General features: G+C 43.7%; 13 protein-coding genes. 6 read left to right on the forward strand and 7 right to left on the reverse strand.

From position 1 onward, the window contains the following. Nucleotides 1–73 precede the first annotated feature (73 nt). Nucleotides 74–802: a dioxygenase family protein gene (locus LVD17_RS22445; protein WP_233761502.1), complete on the reverse strand. Its 729-nt coding sequence runs from the start codon at nt 800–802 to the stop codon at nt 74–76. A 212-nt stretch (nt 803–1,014) separates the two neighbouring features. Between LVD17_RS22445 and LVD17_RS22450 the strand changes: the two genes are divergently transcribed. The 5 genes from LVD17_RS22450 (at nt 1,015) to LVD17_RS22470 (ending at nt 8,518) form a co-directional block, all read left to right on the forward strand. Then, the gene (locus LVD17_RS22450) at nt 1,015–1,827 is read left to right on the forward strand and encodes a LytTR family DNA-binding domain-containing protein (protein ID WP_233761504.1); all 813 of its coding nucleotides are present in this window, start codon (nt 1,015–1,017) and stop codon (nt 1,825–1,827) included. Nucleotides 1,828–1,935: 108 nt separating this feature from the next. Further along, on the forward strand, nt 1,936–3,177 hold the full coding sequence (locus tag LVD17_RS22455; protein ID WP_233761506.1) for a sterol desaturase family protein: 1,242 nt from the start codon (nt 1,936–1,938) through the stop codon (nt 3,175–3,177). 324 nt (nt 3,178–3,501) lie between these two features. Further along, a complete protein-coding gene (locus LVD17_RS22460; protein WP_233761508.1) occupies nt 3,502–3,837 on the forward strand; it encodes a PadR family transcriptional regulator in 336 nt (111 codons plus the stop codon). Between the two features lie 12 nt (nt 3,838–3,849). Further along, entirely contained in the window at nt 3,850–6,567 is a 2,718-nt protein-coding gene (locus LVD17_RS22465; protein ID WP_233761510.1) for an ABC transporter permease, read from the forward strand. A 286-nt stretch (nt 6,568–6,853) separates the two neighbouring features. Then, complete coding sequence (locus LVD17_RS22470; protein ID WP_233761512.1) at nt 6,854–8,518, forward strand: SpoIIE family protein phosphatase; 1,665 nt, start codon at nt 6,854–6,856, stop codon at nt 8,516–8,518. 14 nt (nt 8,519–8,532) lie between these two features. On the opposite strand, the gene LVD17_RS22475 is transcribed toward LVD17_RS22470, so the two are convergent. From LVD17_RS22475 to LVD17_RS22500, 6 genes are all read right to left on the reverse strand, one after another. Then, on the reverse strand, nt 8,533–9,180 hold the full coding sequence (locus tag LVD17_RS22475) for a hypothetical protein (RefSeq protein WP_233761514.1): 648 nt from the start codon (nt 9,178–9,180) through the stop codon (nt 8,533–8,535). Nucleotides 9,181–9,310: 130 nt separating this feature from the next. After that, nucleotides 9,311–10,288, reverse strand: a complete 978-nt coding sequence (locus LVD17_RS22480) for an AAA family ATPase (protein WP_233761516.1) — start codon at nt 10,286–10,288, stop codon at nt 9,311–9,313. Beyond that, nucleotides 10,285–10,905, reverse strand: a complete 621-nt coding sequence (gene pnuC / locus LVD17_RS22485) for a nicotinamide riboside transporter PnuC (RefSeq protein ID WP_233761517.1) — start codon at nt 10,903–10,905, stop codon at nt 10,285–10,287. Before pnuC ends, LVD17_RS22480 begins: the two co-directional genes overlap by 4 nt. After that, nucleotides 10,905–12,905 carry a TonB-dependent receptor gene (locus tag LVD17_RS22490; protein ID WP_233761518.1) on the reverse strand — a complete coding sequence of 667 codons (2,001 nt, stop codon included), beginning with the start codon at nt 12,903–12,905 and terminating at the stop codon, nt 10,905–10,907. Before LVD17_RS22490 ends, pnuC begins: the two co-directional genes overlap by 1 nt. A gap of 474 nt (nt 12,906–13,379) precedes the next feature. Next, on the reverse strand, nt 13,380–14,540 hold the full coding sequence (locus LVD17_RS22495) for a type 1 glutamine amidotransferase domain-containing protein (protein ID WP_233761520.1): 1,161 nt from the start codon (nt 14,538–14,540) through the stop codon (nt 13,380–13,382). Nucleotides 14,541–14,620: 80 nt separating this feature from the next. Then, on the reverse strand, nt 14,621–15,664 hold the full coding sequence (locus tag LVD17_RS22500; protein ID WP_233761523.1) for a helix-turn-helix domain-containing protein: 1,044 nt from the start codon (nt 15,662–15,664) through the stop codon (nt 14,621–14,623). 231 nt (nt 15,665–15,895) lie between these two features. Here LVD17_RS22500 and katG point away from each other — a divergent pair, with 231 nt between their 5' ends. Then, nucleotides 15,896–18,154 carry a catalase/peroxidase HPI gene (gene katG, locus LVD17_RS22505; protein ID WP_255702514.1) on the forward strand — a complete coding sequence of 753 codons (2,259 nt, stop codon included), beginning with the start codon at nt 15,896–15,898 and terminating at the stop codon, nt 18,152–18,154. Nucleotides 18,155–18,166: the final 12 nt, after the last annotated feature.

Raw genomic sequence — 18,166 nt, forward strand, 5'->3', positions numbered from 1 at the left:
AAGCATTGCTTACATGAAACGAAATTGACTCCATATAGCAATGCCCCCTGCATTTGCCGGTAATGATCATTGATTAAACAACAATAGAATGTGTCAGGTAAAATCCTGAAGAAACGTCTCCCGAAATATTAGCTAGCTCGGTAGAAACACCATCTGAAAAAACATTGTCAGTGGAATTAGTGGTATAACCACTCATGCCTTTGGTGTAGCCGGCATCTGATGCCGCATTTACCTGGTTGACAGCGCTGCTGCTTCCTTCGGGAAAGGCAATTTGGGTTACCAGCAATGAATTGCCGTCTGCATCATAAACATGAACATGAATATGGGTAGACCTGCCGGTATACCACCCTGGAAAGATGGAGGTGAAAGCAACCTTGCCATTGGCGTCAGCTATCTGGCGTCCTCTTAGAAAATGCTGACTGGTGAAATCCGCAGATTGCATACCTGTACCTCCATATTCCGAATAATAACCATCTTTGTCACAATGCCATATGTCCACAATTGCACCCTCCAACGGTATGCAGCTATTGCTTTGGTCAAGTACGGTGATCTCAATATCCATCAATATGCCGGTTCTGTCCCCACGAATGTCGAGTCTTTGCAGTGATGCCGGATCTTTGGATGGGAATGGGCCTGCCGTTTCAGAGGCGGTTTCAATACAATCAGCGGCGGTATCTTCGCTGGTTACGTCATCAGTGGTTGAGGTAGGAGTAACTCCATCATCGTCACCATTACAACGAATCAATAAAGGCAAAGCCATGCTTCCCAGACTCAATGTTTTCAAAAATTCCTTTCTTTCCATGTTAAGTGTAGTTTAATCTAATATGGGGTTTTGCAATATATACGATAGTGTTTGAATTGGAATTGCATGTGTATACAGCTATGCGATGTAGGGCACTATTGTAGCGAAGAACGGCTCATGAATACCATCAACTCATTGCGATGTGGCTCCTGAAGTGATGTTTGATAAAGATTTTTTATCTTAACACTTCATTTTTCTGGCAGTAAGCTAATATGGCACTAACATTGGGTCGGGCAAGAAACATTTACACACTAAGAAAATCGTATCGATATGTAAAGCCATGGAAAACCAAGCTATGGATCAGCCTTCTGTTTTTTATGGGTATATCATTCGTACTGTTATTCCTTGAACCATTTAAGACCGGTGAAAGCCCCAAAATGCTAATACTAGGCTATTGTCTTTGTGTTTTGCTGGCGTACTCAATAGTATTAGTCTCAGAGTCACTTATATTTTACTTCTTGAAACGCTGGACGCTGCGTGATGAATCTCTGATGTACATTTTATTTTTTCTATTGTCAGCCCTTGGGGTCTACTGGTACGACCTGGTGGTAATTAAGGAGCAGACTTACTACTGGAGCAGCTTATTCTCTTTTACAGGCAGGGTAACACTGCCGTTTGCTATTCTGTTTTTGCCCGTTATAGGCTGGCTGAGACATTACTACGGCAGCCTTTACGAACTTTCCGAACAATATCAGGTTGTGATTAAGGGAAATGTAAAGTCCGATGTGCTGGAAATGGACTGGCGAAAAATCCTGTACGCAAGATCATCGGATAACTATGTGATCATAAAATATATTACAGAAAGTGAGGTTCTCAAAGAAACATTGCTCAGAAGTACCCTTTCACAGGTGGAAGAACAGCTGCCAGACTTGCTCAAGTGTCACAGAAGTTACCTCATCAATCCGTTATACCTTGTGGCTGTGGAAGGCAATCAAAAGAAGGCATTTCTCAAACTGGATAAGCTGGAAGAGGAAATTCCCCTGTCCAAAACCTACTATGCCGGCATCAAAGCCCTGCTGAATTAGGGTAATTCACCACAAAACCAGTTTAATTCGCCACAAAGGCAGTTTTGGCATTGACTATACCATAGGCGGTGTTATAAATTTATCAGAAAACCAAATCGCTGTTATTTTATGAATGTCTATGCCTTTATTACGCCCATTGTGGTGATACTACTTGTAGCTGAAATCATTTATTGCGCCCGGGTGAAGAATGGAAAATATCCATTTCAGGATACCGTTACCAATCTCGGCACGGGCATCGGTAACCAATGTGTAAACCTGGCCGTAGCTTTTTTTGTGTACAAGTTCTATGGCTGGCTTTATGAGCTCACACCCTTACGGATACCTGCCACCTGGTATACGCTCATATTGCTGCTCTTACTTCAAGACTTTGTTTTTTACTGGTTCCATCGGTTAGGCCATACTATGAATGTTTTCTGGGCCGCTCACATGCCCCATCATTCTTCGGAAGAGATGAACCTGTCGGTAGGCATCAGAGCAAGCTTCACACAGCGACTGTTCCAATTCCTCTTCTTTGACTGGATACTGGTTGTGATAGGCTTTAGTCCGGAGGCTGTATACTCCATGGCAGCGGTACACTTGCTGCTGGCATACTGGCACCACACAGCCGTAATTAATAAAATGGGCTGGTGGGAGAAGTATTTTGTCACGCCGTCACACCATCGGGTTCATCATGGTGTCAATCCCCAGTATATTGATAAAAACTTCTCCGAATTCCTGATCATCTGGGATAAAATATTCGGGTCATACGAAGAAGAAGTAGAAGAAGTCTGCTATGGTGTAACCCACCCGCCCAGGACCTGGGATCCTATACATATCAATTTCCAGTTTTGGAGCCAGCTCTGGAGAGATGCCAAAGCCACCAAATATTTCTGGGACAAAATCAGGATCTGGTTCATGCCCATTGGCTGGCGACCGAGAGACCTTGAACCTTACTTTAAAGGAGGCCGCATTGGCTACAGCCGCTCCGAGCAGGTTAAATACGTAAGCGCTCCAATGCAAAAGTCTAAAGAATACCTGATAGCACAGATTGGACTGGGGTTGGTAGTATTATATCTCACCATTAACCTGCAGTTGCCCTTCGAATACTGGCATCGCGTAATACTCTCAGCAAGTATCTTTATGATGATCGTCAGTTGGGGAGCTATCCTCGAATCAAAAACATGGGCCAAACCACTGGAAGTAATCCGAATACTGGCCACCGCCATTAGCCTGATCTACGTCTTGCATGATTCCGGTGTCTCCAGTTACCAAAACTGGACGACTATTGCTGTCCTTTTGCTTTCAGGAGTAAGTATCCTGTATTTTTCCGTAGCGGTAGCCAGAGAGGGGGCAGTGGTTGTGAGGGAGTAGGGTTTGGCGTTCAGTGATCGGTGGCTGCGTAAACGGGAAACAGTATCTGGTGAACTTAAGGTGGAAGACCGGAGACCGGAGTTTTTGCAAGTTATCGTAAACGGTGAATTGAGTGAGGTCGGCTTACATGGCTAAATCACATCTTTACTAAACTTTCAAAAGTTTGGTAACGCTCTACCATTAACCAAGGCGTCATAAACACCGGCACGTTTGGGCAACAGTAGTCATGATTCAGAAGACAACTATAATTTTATTCTCTATATACTTTGGTATTCTATGTATATAATTTAAATTAGTATTTCAAAAACCAAAGTATAACAACATATGATTTCCAAAAATTTAACGGCGGCCTCTACGAAACCCATCATTTTGGGCATACTCAAACAGGGGAGTAGCTACGGTTACCTGATCATCAAAAAGATCAAAGAAATGTCTGGAGGTAAAATGAAGTATTCCGATGGTATGCTTTATCCGGTACTGCATCGGCTGGAAAAAGAGGGCTTTATTCAATCGAACTGGGTAATGGAGGACGATTCCACCAGGCCCCGGAAGTACTATGAGATTACTGCTAAAGGTAAGGAAGAGCTGCTCGTGGAGCAGAAGCAATGGCAACAGGTCAATGCCGTACTTGACCAGGTGTGGAGTTTAAAAACAACCTAAACAGCAGTGATTATGAAATTTGATTTAGAAAAGGCCATAAATCAATGGCTCAAAACTTTCAGAAAGCACAAAGCTTTTGATGACGGATCGGTACGCGAAATGGAGGTGCACCTTCGTGATCATATCGATGACCTGTTGGCAGAAGGATATAGCGAACAGGAGGCATTTAATTTCGCTGTAGATGAATTTGGAGAGATTGAGGGAGTTGCTGACCAGGAATTCATGCATGTGAAAAGAAGGACTTCATTTGCAGGCATACATATCTATAGAAACTACCTCAAAATTGCCCTCAGGGGATTTACCCGGCAACCATTTTTCACCTTTTTGAACATCTTCGGTCTGGCCATTGGTATGGCAGGGAGCCTGCTTATCGCCTTATACATCCATGATGAACTCAGTTTTGACAAGATGTTTGCTGATGCTGACAGGATCTACAGGGTAAATATAGACAATCAAACCAGCGGGGAGTATAAAGAATACGCTTCTGCACCAGGTCCCATGGGCGGAGTACTGATTCAGGATTGCCCGCAAGTGGAACAAGTGACCCGCTTTCGGGAGGTAAGGAGCATACTTTTGAAGCGACCAGAGGCAACCTTGAATATCAAGGAGAAATATGTGACGGCGGTTGATTCCACTTTTTTTGAAATGTTTGGTATTGACCTGCTCGAAGGCGATTCTAAAACAGCACTAAAGGAGCCAAATACACTGGTTTTAACAAAGTCTGCTGCCAGGAATCTCTTTGGAAACGAAAGCGCCTTGGACCAGGAGTTACTGATGAACAATGATAAACTTTATAAGATTACCGGTATCATTGACAACCTTCCGGCAAACTCTTTTCTGAGAAGCTATTCAGTATTTATATCTATGGAAAGTTTTGAAGATGCAAAAACAACAGCATGGAATACCTGGTATTTTCCAACTTTTGTCAAGCTTCATAAAGATGCTAAAGCTGATGACCTGCAACGGTTTTTAAGCACAGTAAAGGAAAACTATCTCATTCCCTGGGCTATGACATTCGTGCCGGGTTTAACCATTGAAAAAGCTCGTGCAGATGAAGAGCAAACAGGTAACTTCATGCGCTTTAATGCTACTGCGCTGCCTGATATCCGCCTGTATACTTCCAACAGAGAGGGAGACTTTAACCAGAACAGCGATATCAAGAACGTCTACATACTTGGCTGCATAGGTGTATTCCTGATGTTTATGGCCTCGGTTAACTTTATGAACCTCTCCACGGCACATTCATTGAAAAGAGCCAAAGAGGTAGGCGTCAGAAAGGTACTAGGCTCCGGCAGGTTAAGTCTGGTCAGGCAATTTCTCACTGAGTCAGTATTGATCTCATGCTTTGCGCTGGTATTGGCCCTTGTTATAGTAGCCGGTGTGTTGCCTTTGTTTAATACATTGGCTGCAAAGTCCATTATTATACCATTAACCAGCCCTTTATTCTGGGCAATGGTAATATCAGGTGTACTGATTTTAGGGCTGCTGTCGGGCAGCTATCCCGCATTTTTTCTATCAGGTTTTGCCCCTGCGCGAGTTCTTAAAGGCGGTTATAACAAAGTCAGCGGAGGCAGGATCAGAAATGGCCTTGTCGTTGTACAGTTTACCATTTCAGTGTTTCTGATCATCGGATCAATAGTGGTTTTTCAGCAGGTGAAATTTATTCAGAATAAAGATCTTGGTTTTCAAAAAGATCAGATACTTGTTCTGGACGATGTTTCGGCGGCAGGCAAACAACTGGAGCCATTCAGGGAAGAAATCAAGCGGATAAGTCAGGTGAAGCAGGTATCATTGAGCAGCTATCTGCCTACACCCTCCAGAAGGAGTGGTACTACTTTTTTCACAGAAGGATCATTCGTTGACGGTGTATTGAATTCGGAGAAAGGATTGATCATCGGAAAGTGGGGTATTGATTATGATTATGCACCTATCCTGGGTTTGGAAATCATTGCCGGACGAAACTTTTCAGAGGCCCACGTCACCGATTCCAGCGCTATTATTCTGAACGAAACAGCCGTGGCCATGCTGGATGTATCTCCCGAGGAAGCGATTGGCATGCGTTTAACGGAAGATTTTCATCGTCAGGATAAAGAAAACATGGAATACCTGACAATAGTGGGCGTGGTTAAGGACTTTCATTTTGAATCTTTAAAGAACAATATCGGCGCCCTGAGTATGACATTGGGCGGAAATCCTGAAAAGATGATCGTGAAGCTGAGTTCTGGTAATTTTACGGATGCCATTTCTCAAATTGAAGAAGTCTGGCGATCGCTTGTGCAGGGGCAGCCTTTCAGCTACTATTTTATGGATGAGTCCTTCAATGAAACTTATAAGGCCGAGCTGAGGCTAGGGAATATATTCCTGACTTTTACAGTGCTTTCCATCCTCATTGCATGCCTGGGACTGTTTGGACTGGCGTCGTTCAATGCAGAAAAACGCTCTAAGGAGATAGGCATACGAAAAGTACTGGGTGCCAGCGTCAGGCAGGTCACGTACCAACTAACCGGCGACTTTCTAAAGCTGGTAGCTGTGGCTATAGCCTTGGCCATGCCTTTGGGCTGGTTCATCATGGTGAAATGGCTGGAAGAGTTCACCTACCGGGTAGAGGTAACCTGGTGGATGTTAGCAGTTGCGGGTCTGGTGGCCGTGTCCATTTCAATCATTACAGTAAGTTATCAGAGCATTAAGGCGGCCATGATGAACCCGGTGAAGGGGTTAAGGTCGGAGTAATGCTTAAGCTTTTTAAAAAACAAGAGTCGGTCTGTGGCAGGCTCTTGTTTTTATTAATGATATAAATTTTTATGTCACAGTCATTACCTTGAGATGATATTTATCAGTCCAGCCGAAGACATCACGAGCATATTCCATATTTAGCATAGCCATGCCATAGGAAGTACTTCTAATTTTTTCTATTTTAGAAGCTTGCATGTATCATTCACACTGTAAAACCTGTATGCTTAGAAATCTTTTGCTTTTTTGCCTGTTGACCCTGTCATTTTTTTGTACTAACCTACTTGTGGCCCAGACAAACCAGGAGGTGGAGACTGCTTTGAAGAATAAGGATTACACCCTGGCTGCTGATTTATATTTTAAGATGGGTTCTGAAGCGTGGGGCAGCGGTAATCCACAAAAGTCTATGGATCTGTTCACTAAAGGTATAGACCTGTCGGAAGATCATAAACTAAAAGACCGTGCCCGGCATGGCTGGTATAGCCTTGGATTGGTACAGTTTAATTCAAGCGAGTACAACGATGCTATAAAAAGTTTTGAAAAAAGCCTTGAATATGCGAAGTCAGGTAACGATCAGGAAGCAGCGGCCCGTAGCGGGTTATACATTGGCAAAAGCTATTTCCGGAAAGGCAGAAACAAAAGGTCAGTCAGTACTCTTGAGGAAGCCCTGAGCATTGCGCTTAAAATAAACGACCTTGATCTGCAAAAGGAATGTTATTCCCTGCTCAGTAAAAACCACAAGGCAATGGGTAATGAGGCCAAGTCAGCAGAATATGAAAATAGCATTGCGTTGATCAACAGGGACCTGGAAAGAAAAACGGAGCTGAATACTATGGAGCAGCAAATCAGTTCGGTAAAGGAGGAGCTCCAGTATAGGGGGCGAGTATTGGAAAAGGTATCCGATTCACTCCAGGGTGAGTTGAAAAGCAGGGGACAGGTACTTGAAAGAGTATCTGACTCTCTTAAGGAGATAGCAGAAATCAGCAGGGAGCAGCAGCTTAAAATTGACCTGCTCAACGTAGAGAAGGAACTTACAGATGTTTCATTGAAGGCAAAAGAAGCGGAGCTGGAAAACAATAAACTGGTGCGCAATTCATTGATCATCGGGTTGATTTTAGTAGGACTTCTGGGTGTCGTAGTTTATAAGGGTTATAAAGACAAAATGAAGGCCAGCGAAGAAATCCACAAGAAACAACTGGATATTGAAAGCAGTATCAACTATGGTCTGCGCATTCAGCAGGCTATGCTGCCCAGTAAAGAAAAAATTGAGGAATTGCTGCCGCAGTCTTTTGTGCTTTTTAAGCCCAGAAATGTGGTGAGCGGTGACTTTTATTGGATCAACGAACTCTACAACGAGAAAATAGCTGTGGCCGCTGTAGACTGTACAGGCCATGGCGTGCCAGGCGCTTTTATGTCGATGATCGGCTCAAATGCACTCGACAGCATTGTAAATACCTATGTGGATGAACCTGATAAGATACTGCATGAATTGCATCGTAAAGTATTTACTGCGCTGAAGCAGGAAGAAACCGGCAATAAAGACGGTATGGACATGGCTCTGTGTGTCATCGATACGGATAGAGACCAGCTCTATTTTTCAGGAGCAAAAAACCATCTTATTTATATTAAAGAAGGAGAAGTTTTGCAGATCAGAGGAGATAAACATCCGATCGGAGGGATCAGAAAAGTACCTGCCAGCTTTACCCAGCACACCATAGACCTGGAAGGAGAGATGTACTTCTATATGTATTCCGATGGCTTTGTAGATCAGTTTGGCGGACCGGACAACATGAAATTTATGAGCAAGAAGTTTAAATCACTGATTGGGGAAATCTATCAACTTCCGATGCATGAGCAGAAAGCAAAAATGGAAGAAGCATTTGCGACCTGGAAAGGTGACCATAAACAAACTGATGATGTACTGGTGATCGGGTTTAAACTGACCGTGTAGAATTTTAGAAGAGCTTATTTATTTGCTGACACCATTTCCTTCCTGATAAGCTTTATGCCTTTTTCATACGCAGTGGTCAGCGCAGTCATTTGATTGGTTAAATTGACCCTTGATTCACCACCACCATCATCATGAATGCTTAAGGGATTAATTGTCGTTTTGACAGAAAATCGCGAATCTACAGACCCAGACTGTGCATCGTAAATAGAAAACATTAAACTCGCACTATTTGATTCGTTATCCATATTATACGTGCTGTTGTAAGGATCAAGTTCAGCCTCTGAATAAACCCCATAAGAGCCGCCGCTCCTTAGACTGCTAATTTCCGTGCCTATAATATATCTTACCTGTAACTTTTTACATATCATGGCCAACCTGCCAGTGTCCAGCATAGTAGCCTTTGTTATTTCTTCCTTACCCATGCCTGCCCTGGTCAGGTTGTATTCCTCTTCAGGAAGGTAAAGTATCTGACTATTGTCTTTTAACAACCTCCTGGCCGCTTCGCAAAGGTCTTGTGATTTATAATCGGATATACCGTGCGTTGGCAAAAACAGGATCGTGGAGTTTGCCAGCAACCTTGGCGTACCTGTGTATTTTGTAACTTTTGTGCCTGCGCATCCGGCTAAGACTGCCATTACAATAACAAATAGATATCTTTTCACAAATGAATGTTTAAGTTAATGACAAGTGTTAACCTCTACCTGCAAATGAACCATGATTCGTAATTCATGGTAAAATAAATATTTATCTGAAATAATTTATGTAAAAATGAATTTATATGCTTTAATGAATCTAAGGAAGCATATTGGTAATTAAGTCGCAGACCTTGCTCTCGCGCTCGGGGTAACTTCCATCAATAACTACATAATCAATACCAAACTCATCTAAAGTAAGTCGGTGGGAGCGATCTAAGGCATCCCTTTCGTGCCTGACCAGGCGCGTACCGTCCTGCAGGTAGAGCGTGTCGGCGCTTAGGTATAAGTACAGGTCAGCCTTATTTGCGGCGTAGATATCATCACTTACTTGCAGGAATTCACCGAATTTGAATTTTGCGTAGGACTGGGTAACGTGAATGTCTGTATCAAGTACAGTGAGTGGTTTCAATAGTTTGGTGGCTTCAGTGGCTAACCGGGCATGGGTATCGGCAATGAGCCTTAACTGGTCAAAAGTAAAGTCATTGGAATCAGGTATGATATCCCTGCCGGCTTCACTTACCAGGGCTGCATTGAAAGCTTCGCAGATGTATTTGGCCATTGTACTCTTTCCTGTGGATTCAGTGCCTAACAGTACCACTTTTCTTTGATAGTAAGGCTTTACGGCATCCGGAAGAAAATGCCAGTTTTCATATACAGCTTCCCGGATCATGGAAGCAGAAACGGGCCATTGTTTCCTTGCCTTATCGAATATTATTGACCGAATACCCATATATGCTGATACAAAGTCTCCGTAGGGCTCAGATGTAAATAGTATGTCTATTTTGGGTAGTAATTCCTCAAATTTACGGGCCCATAGTGCCGATACTTCTTCGGATGAAACCGAGGTGTTGGGCAGAATGGATTCTTCGTAATTAAAATCAATAACCTGAATACGCGGATTGTCCTTATAGGTTTGGGAAATCCAGCCAGACCTTACCTCTACGGGAATGGATTCAGCGCTACTGGCACAGACCAGTACAATGAGTTCGTCGCAGTGATCCAGGGCAAAATTAATCAGGGCCTCATGTCCGGTATGAAAGGGCAGGTATTTGCCAAATGTAAAGCCACGTTTCATAATTTCGACCTCCAGTTAAAATAACCGATCATACAAATGACCAGAAAAACAACATATTCGATAGCCACCAGATGGATGCCCTTTAAAAAGTAAAGCGTAACTGAGACCATGTCTACCAGTATCCACAAAATCCAGGTCTCGATGCGTTTTCTGGAAAGAAGTATGGTGGCAAGAATACTCGCTGTAGTGGTAAATGCATCAGCAAAGGGGTAGGAGGCAGGCTTAGTGAAAACCAGCGGAAACAGCAGGTGTATCTGTGTCATAAGCAGACCGCTTAGGACACTTCCTGCCATAAGCACCGTTAGATAAATCAATCGCCATCTGTTCGTTAATTTTTTTACACTAGCCTCGTTGTCCTGTTTCTTCCAATAATACCAGCCATAAACCGTAACCCCAAAGAAGAAAAACTGGAGGTACATATCAGAATACAACTGTACCTGGTAGAAAAGAATGAAAAATGCAGCTTCATTCACTATACCGGTAGGCCAGGTCAAAACACTCGGTTTGGCAGCAAGCACTACAGAGATAAAGCCGAATAGCGTGCCTGCCAGTTCGATATAACTTAATGGATAGCCCAGAACCTCAAAGGCGATGTTGTTAATATCAAAGAAATCCATCAAAACAAATAAGTGATCATGCCATAATAATTACGCGGTGCCTGTACAAAATATTTATTGATGCCGTCAAAATCAACATATGCGTTATTGTAGTAAATAATATCAGTCACATTATTGATAAACGCTGATAACGTCACCCTTTTGAATTTATAAGATGCCCGCCAGTTGACCAGCAGGTAGTCGTCAATCTCATTTTCATTGGCAAAATCGATGTATGAGCTGCTTTGGTATCTCAGTCCAATTCCTGTTTCAAAATGCCTTCTGGTATAAGATACATCCTGATTAACGATTACCGGCGGTGTAAGAATAGGGTCAAAATTCTCTGATTGCTGCTCAATCTCACTTCTGTTTAGTGAAAGATTGGTTTCAAAAGTAAAGGCCCTTACCGAATTACAAACAAAATTGGCTTCTATGCCCTGCCGGATGCTTTTGTCTACATTGCTGTTCAATGCCAGGCCATTGGGGCCAAACTGGCCGTTGAGTACAATTTCATTATCAAAATCCATGTGGTATATGTTGATAGACAGGGATACATCTTTCCTGTTCATCCTTACTCCCAGTTCATAGTCCACCACATATTCAGGGTCGTAAATAGAAAGCAGAGGGGCACCGGAATCGTCTGCCTGAAGATCATCCCAACCACCAAACAGGTCATTTCGGGTTGGCTCCCGGCCGGTTTTACCCACGCTAAAGTAGATGTCCATATTTTCCTGAGGGCGATAGGTAACACCACCCTTTGGGTTTACAAAACTCCAGTCCATTTTCCCGAAAGGTACGCTACCTTCATAGTCAAAGCTGGTATGGCGGTATTGAATATCTGCGAACAGCGTAAGCTCATCCCACAAGGCGTATGACATCTTCGCAAAAGTACTCTGTTCCGGTTTATAGCCCGTGTTTTTGTATAACGCGCCAGCGGTATTATCACTGCCAACATGTTCTCTTGAGTAGGTATTCAAATGAATGCCTGCCGTCCATTCAAGCTTATCGGTTTGAAAATTGACGTTTGAAAACCCACCGATGAAGTGTGACTGGAATGCATAATTGAGCATTTCAGAAGTTGAAGGCATACCCAAATAGTTATTGAGATCAAAATCGTAATTACCCTCCAGGTAGTTGTAGTAGATGCTGGAACTGATGGTCATCCTGTCATTCAGCAAATATTCATGTTGTAGCTGAGTGAGCGACTGGGTAAACTCATCGTTTTCCTGCGTATTGGCATTGGCTCTCGGGTCTTCATCAATTTTACTTTGCGACACACCCAGCCAGGCCAGCTCATTTTGCTGGTTGCCGGCAAAGCCTATAAGCTTAAACTTGTTCCTTTTATTGTAGATGCCCGCTCCATAAAATACTGATTTTGAAGTATTTGAAGACCTATACTTATACCCATCCGAATTAAGCCATGAACCTCTCAGATAAAGAGATTTATTGCGCTTTCGGCTTTTATGTTCAGCATAAGCCCGATAAGATTGAAATGAACCGTAGCCAAGCCCGAATGACGTGTTCGAGGAATCGTCAAACAGGCGTGGAGAACTGAACTGCAGACTACCCGCAAAGCTGGCAATACCGTTTTTAGTGGTGCCAACACCCCTTTGTATTTGAACCTTGCTTACTGAATTAAGGAAGTCAGGGTAGTTAGAAAAATATACCCCCTGATCCTCAGGCTCATTTAAAGGCACCCCATCCAGTGTCATATTGATCCGCGTCTGATCTATGCCCCTTAACCGGATGTATGAATAGCCCTGGTAACTTCCTGCATCAGAATAAACCGTCATCGAAGGGGTTTCACTAAGCAAAAAGGAGGGCTCCTGACCGGTATTTTTTACCTCCAGAGCATTCATGTTTAAATTTTGGTATGGAATGGGAGCTGCATCATCAGCCATGTAAGCTTCTGAAACAGTGATGGGTTCCAGCTCATAAATTAAGGAATCCGTACTTTCCTGTGCTTTGGCACTTAGGGTAAGCAGGAACAGGATTGATATTGACAAGTATAAGTGCTTCATAGTGGCGCAAATATAAACAATGATATTATTTGTGTATATAAAACGCAAAATATTTTGAAATTCTTTTAGCGGCTGATAATTAGAGCAAGGAGTAAATGGCTGTTTTACTAAAACCTTGCCAGTTAACCCTAATGATTTTCGCACAGTTTGCCTACTGCCTTTGCCGATTGCCTACTTTACTTTACTTTACTTTACTGCTTCCCAGCCGATTGTCTCTCCTAAGAGGACTCGGCGTCTTTAGAGGCAGAATTGTACTTGCTGACTATCACACACTCTCAAAACCCGTCATCCCTGAATTTTCTTAATTGAAGGCTATTTCATCGCTGTATGAGTTGAAAATATCAGGGATCTCCTTGATCCGGGGACCCCAAATCTTCACTGCGCTGCGTTTGGGGTGACGTAGTAATAAGAAGTAACCCTCATAATTTTCGTCATATTTTGCCTACTGCCTTTGCCTATTGCCTACTTTACTAACTACTTCTCAGCCGATGTCTCTCGAGGAGGACCCGGCGTCTTTGAGGACTCGTTTTGTTGCCTATTGCCCACTGATTTAACGTATTTCAAAAGCCCGACAATTTTAACTGCCTTTACTACATCCCACTGCATAGCGGCCAAAATGCTATGCACGGCAAGAAGTTCCCGATTTATAGGTGCCTGTTCTGCATTGCTAGAGTGATTAATAAGCGCTTTTGCCTGAGCATACCCATATACTTCAAAAGTTTCCAGCACTTCAACTGAAAGCTCTTCTCCCGTTTTGTTCCGGTGCTTGGGGGCATAGCCCAACTGACTTACCATGGCTTCGGCCACAGCCCAGGTTGACCACGGGTTTTGCCCTGTGATCAGGTTCCCATCCTTCACAACCTGTTCCAGGTACATGTGACCTTCTTTGAAATCAGCGCCATGTTCTATCAGTTTATCCTGAAGCAGAAACGGAAATATTGACCGTGCATCTTTGATCAGGAAAAGCTCTTCCTGATTGGTAAAAGCACTCACAGGCCTTCCTTTCAAAAGATAATTTCCATTGTTTAACTTGACGTTGATCAGCGCTGCTGGCCCATGGCATACTGCACCAACCACTTTTCCCTCTTCATGGTACCGGCGTACAATAGATTGGATATACTGATTTTGAGGAAAATCAAACAAGGTACCTTTGCCGCCTACAAAGTAAATGGCTTCGTAGATCTCCGGATTAACATCCTGCATGGCAATAGTATTGCTGACCTTGCTTTGGGCAACAGTATCATTCAAAAAGGCATGGTCAAACCTGCCCATATCCTCATCATCAATTACCACCGGCGGTTTCCCACCTTTAGGGCTTGCCACATCTACCTCAAACCCATTGGCCACAAATACATAATAGGCTCGGGCCAGTTCCGACATTTCATAACCTGTTGCCTTCTTACTTTCGCCCATTGCACCACAACTAGTAACCACGGCCAGTATCTTCCCGCGATATGGAGGCCTGTTTTCCATAACATAAGACAGGTCATCCGGAGTAGTGGACTCCATATTTAAAAGCGCAGGATCGATAGGATGGAGCAGGCTCATAAACCAGTATCCAAAACCAATAACTGATACAACCAGACCTGTAAAAACTATTAATGCTCTCTTAATGATTCGTTTCTTCCTTGACATAATAATTGCTGTTTTTTAGCAAATGAGGCTTTATGAGAGGACAAAGTCTTTCAAAATGATCATTTCGAAAGATTAAAAGATCATTTCAATACCTCTTTCCGGTAAGTTAAAGGCGTTTTGCCGGTTTGCTTTTTAAAGGCAGTATTAAAGCTGGAGATGCTGTTGAAACCTACATCATACGCTATGGCAGCAATAGTGTGATTGGCATACTTTTCATTACCAAGCATGTTTGCGGCCTCAGTAATCCTGAAATTATTAATGAAGCTGTTGAAATTCCTTTGGCTGCTCTTGTTGATTACCATAGACAATACCTGAGTACTTACCTTCAGCCTGTCACTCAACGATTTCAGGGTCAGGTCTGCCTGCCTGTAAAAAGCCTGTTCATTCATCAAATGCATAACCTTGGAGTACAGTTCTTCACACTGCTCATCAGAAAGGACAGTAGTCTGGTATTTGGCATGACTTATTTTCTGCATGTACCCTTTGCGGATAACAATAAAACTGACGGTATAAGCTACGATGGAATACAATACAGGTCCTATAATATAAGGAACCTGTTCATCAAACAGATTAAGTACATAAACCATCCAGATGATCAGGAGGCCAAGGAATAATAACCTCAAAAATTGGAAGATTTCAGCATCAAGACCTTCCTTTCTTTGCTTCGATGCGTAGTAATAGCATATGGCTAGGTATACCAGAAAGTGCAGATAATAGGCTACAAAGGCAGAGACAAAAAATGCCATAGGTAACATGGTCAGATGGCTTTCCTCTATCCACAGGCCAAAGCCAACGGCTATAGGAAGAGGAATGAAATGTAGTATATGTACAGGCCTGAGGTTAAAATCCTTGCGGCTACACGACAGAACAAACAGGTAAAACAAAGGCCCGAGGGCGAAAATGGAGCCCAGCCCTGTAAAGATAAATTTGATATCCAGGTTTTCTGTAAACTCCAGAAAGACCGATTTGCCAATTCTGAATGACAAAACGATCAGCAACAGTCCAAGCAGTTTATTGGCCAATACATTGCCTTTCGGGTATGTCCATAGGAAAACAGCCAGGAACAATCCGTGAACGACCCCAAGGCCACTAAGTATAATTAAAATAATATCTGAAGTAGGCATTAGAGCGCAAATTAATCAAAATGAGGAGAATAGGGTAGTCGACCCCCTTACCATTATTGATAATCCATTCTACAGGTATAGCTTTTGTCTATAATGGTATAGTTTTTTAGAATCAATAAAACTGGCTCCCGGCCCTATAAAAAGGTATCTTTAACTAATGAATTACTAAGTATTGTCGACAACCCTCTTAGTACTATGGATTATGACCTCTAACCTCAAAACTTTATCAATATGGAAAACGAAAAAAACAGGAATGTAGCCACTGACAGCCCGGTCTGGGACACAAATGAATCGAAGAAGACATGCCCTTTTATGAGTGGGGCTGTCAAGTTCACAGCCGGCCATGGTACCACCAACCGTGACTGGTGGCCCAATCAGTTGAACCTGAAAATTTTACATCAGCACTCTTCCTTGTCTAATCCTATGGGAGAAGACTTCAACTATGCAGAAGAGTTTAAAAGCCTCGACCTGAAAGCTGTAAAGCAGGACCTTTATGATCTGATGACCGACTCACAGGAATGGTGGCCTGCCGATTACGGGCATTACGGTCCGTTCTTTATTCGTATGGCCTGGCACAGTGCGGGTACTTACCGTATAGCAGATGGCCGTGGTGGAGCGGGCTCAGGCTCGCAGCGATTTGCACCCCTCAACAGTTGGCCAGATAACGCTAACCTTGATAAAGCGCGTCTGCTGCTTTGGCCGATCAAGCAAAAGTATGGCAAAAAGATCTCCTGGGCCGACCTGATGATCCTGGCAGGTAACTGTGCTCTTGAGTCTATGGGATTCGAAACCTTTGGCTTTGCCGGAGGACGTGAAGATGTGTGGGAACCGGAGGAAGACATCTACTGGGGTTCGGAAGGAGAGTGGCTTGGCAACAAGGAGCGTCACGCCGGAGACGTACTGGAAAATCCTCTTGCAGCCTCGCATATGGGGCTGATCTATGTAAATCCTGAAGGCCCTAACGGTAACCCTGATCCTGTTGAAGCGGCACACCACATCCGCGAAACTTTTGGGCGTATGGCTATGAATGACGAGGAAACTGTGGCGTTGATCGCAGGAGGACACACATTTGGAAAAACCCATGGAGCCGCAGACCCAGGTCAATATGTAGGTAAAGAACCTGCAGGAGCCGGTATCGAAGAGCAAGGCCTGGGCTGGAAGAGTACTTTTGGTAAAGGTAATGCAGGGGATACCATTACAAGTGGTCTGGAAGGAGCCTGGACTGCTACTCCGACACAATGGAGCAACAGTTTCTTTGAAAACCTGTTCAAATACGATTGGGAGTTGACCAAGAGCCCGGCCGGAGCACATCAATACAGGCCTAAGAATGGAGCCGGAGCGGGTACGATCCCCGACGCACATGACCCTTCTAAAAAACATGCACCATTCATGCTCACGACTGATCTCTCTTTACGAATGGATCCTGCCTATGAAAAAATATCAAGGCGCTTCTATGAAAACCCTGACGAATTTGCCGATGCTTTCGCAAGGGCATGGTATAAGCTGACCCATCGTGATATGGGGCCTCTTTCGCGTTACCTTGGTCCTGAGGTGCCAGAAGAAGAATTGATCTGGCAAGATCCTGTTCCTGCCGTTGACCACGAATTGATCAATGATAAGGATATAGCTGATCTCAAAAGCAAATTGCTGGATTCTGGCCTGTCAGTGTCTCAACTGGTAACCACAGCATGGGCCTCAGCCTCTACCTATCGTGACTCTGACAAACGTGGTGGAGCCAATGGTGCACGCATTCGTCTTGCTCCGCAAAAGGATTGGGAAGTGAACAACCCTGCCGAGCTGGCAACAGTGCTTAAAACCTTAGAAGAAATCCAGAAATCGTTTAATCAGGCACAATCTGGTAACAAAAAGGTTTCCCTGGCTGACCTGATCGTGCTCGGAGGATGTGCAGGTATCGAAAAAGCAGCAAAAAATGCAGGACAAAATGTGACCGTGCCTTTTGCACCCGGACGTACCGACGCTTCCCAGGAGCAGACAGATGTAGAAGCATTTTCAATTCTGGAACCCAATGCTGATGCATTCCGCAATTACCTGAGAAAAGACAGCAGAGTATCTACATCAGCAGAAGAAATGTTGATAGACAGGGCACAACTGATGTCGCTCACGGCTCCTGAATTGACCGTTCTCTATGGTGGCATGAGAGTATTAAGCACCAATTATGACCATTCTAAGCATGGTGTACTCACTAAGCGTCCGGAAGCACTTACCAATGACTTCTTTTTGAACCTGTTGGATATGGGCACTACCTGGAGAGGCACCTCTGATGCCCAGCATGAGTTTGAAGGCCGTGACCGTAAAACCGGTGAAGTAAAGTGGACAGGCACACGGGTAGATCTGATCTTTGGTTCCAACTCTGAGCTTAGGGCGTTTGCAGAAGTTTATGCCTGCTCAGATGCTCAGGAGCGCTTCGTAAACGATTTTGTGAAGGTTTGGGATAAAGTAATGAACCTGGACAGGTTTGATCTGAACTAGTTAAATACGCAG

The sequence above is a fragment of the Fulvivirga ulvae genome (assembly GCF_021389975.1).
GTDB classification, from domain to species: domain Bacteria; phylum Bacteroidota; class Bacteroidia; order Cytophagales; family Cyclobacteriaceae; genus Fulvivirga; species Fulvivirga ulvae.

Excerpts from the sequence above, each read along its gene's own strand:
- LVD17_RS22445 (WP_233761502.1), bottom strand. The coding sequence starts at position 802 with ATGGAAAGAAAGGAATTTTTGAAAACATTGAGTCTGGGAAGCATGGCT.
- LVD17_RS22450 (WP_233761504.1), top strand. The coding sequence starts at position 1,015 with ATGGCACTAACATTGGGTCGGGCAAGAAACATTTACACACTAAGAAAA.
- LVD17_RS22455 (WP_233761506.1), top strand. The coding sequence starts at position 1,936 with ATGAATGTCTATGCCTTTATTACGCCCATTGTGGTGATACTACTTGTA.
- LVD17_RS22460 (WP_233761508.1), top strand. The coding sequence starts at position 3,502 with ATGATTTCCAAAAATTTAACGGCGGCCTCTACGAAACCCATCATTTTG.
- LVD17_RS22465 (WP_233761510.1), top strand. The coding sequence starts at position 3,850 with ATGAAATTTGATTTAGAAAAGGCCATAAATCAATGGCTCAAAACTTTC.
- LVD17_RS22480 (WP_233761516.1), bottom strand. The coding sequence starts at position 10,288 with ATGAAACGTGGCTTTACATTTGGCAAATACCTGCCCTTTCATACCGGA.
- pnuC (WP_233761517.1), bottom strand. The coding sequence starts at position 10,905 with ATGGATTTCTTTGATATTAACAACATCGCCTTTGAGGTTCTGGGCTAT.
- LVD17_RS22490 (WP_233761518.1), bottom strand. The coding sequence starts at position 12,905 with ATGAAGCACTTATACTTGTCAATATCAATCCTGTTCCTGCTTACCCTA.
- LVD17_RS22495 (WP_233761520.1), bottom strand. The coding sequence starts at position 14,540 with ATGTCAAGGAAGAAACGAATCATTAAGAGAGCATTAATAGTTTTTACA.
- LVD17_RS22500 (WP_233761523.1), bottom strand. The coding sequence starts at position 15,664 with ATGCCTACTTCAGATATTATTTTAATTATACTTAGTGGCCTTGGGGTC.
- katG (WP_255702514.1), top strand. The coding sequence starts at position 15,896 with ATGGAAAACGAAAAAAACAGGAATGTAGCCACTGACAGCCCGGTCTGG.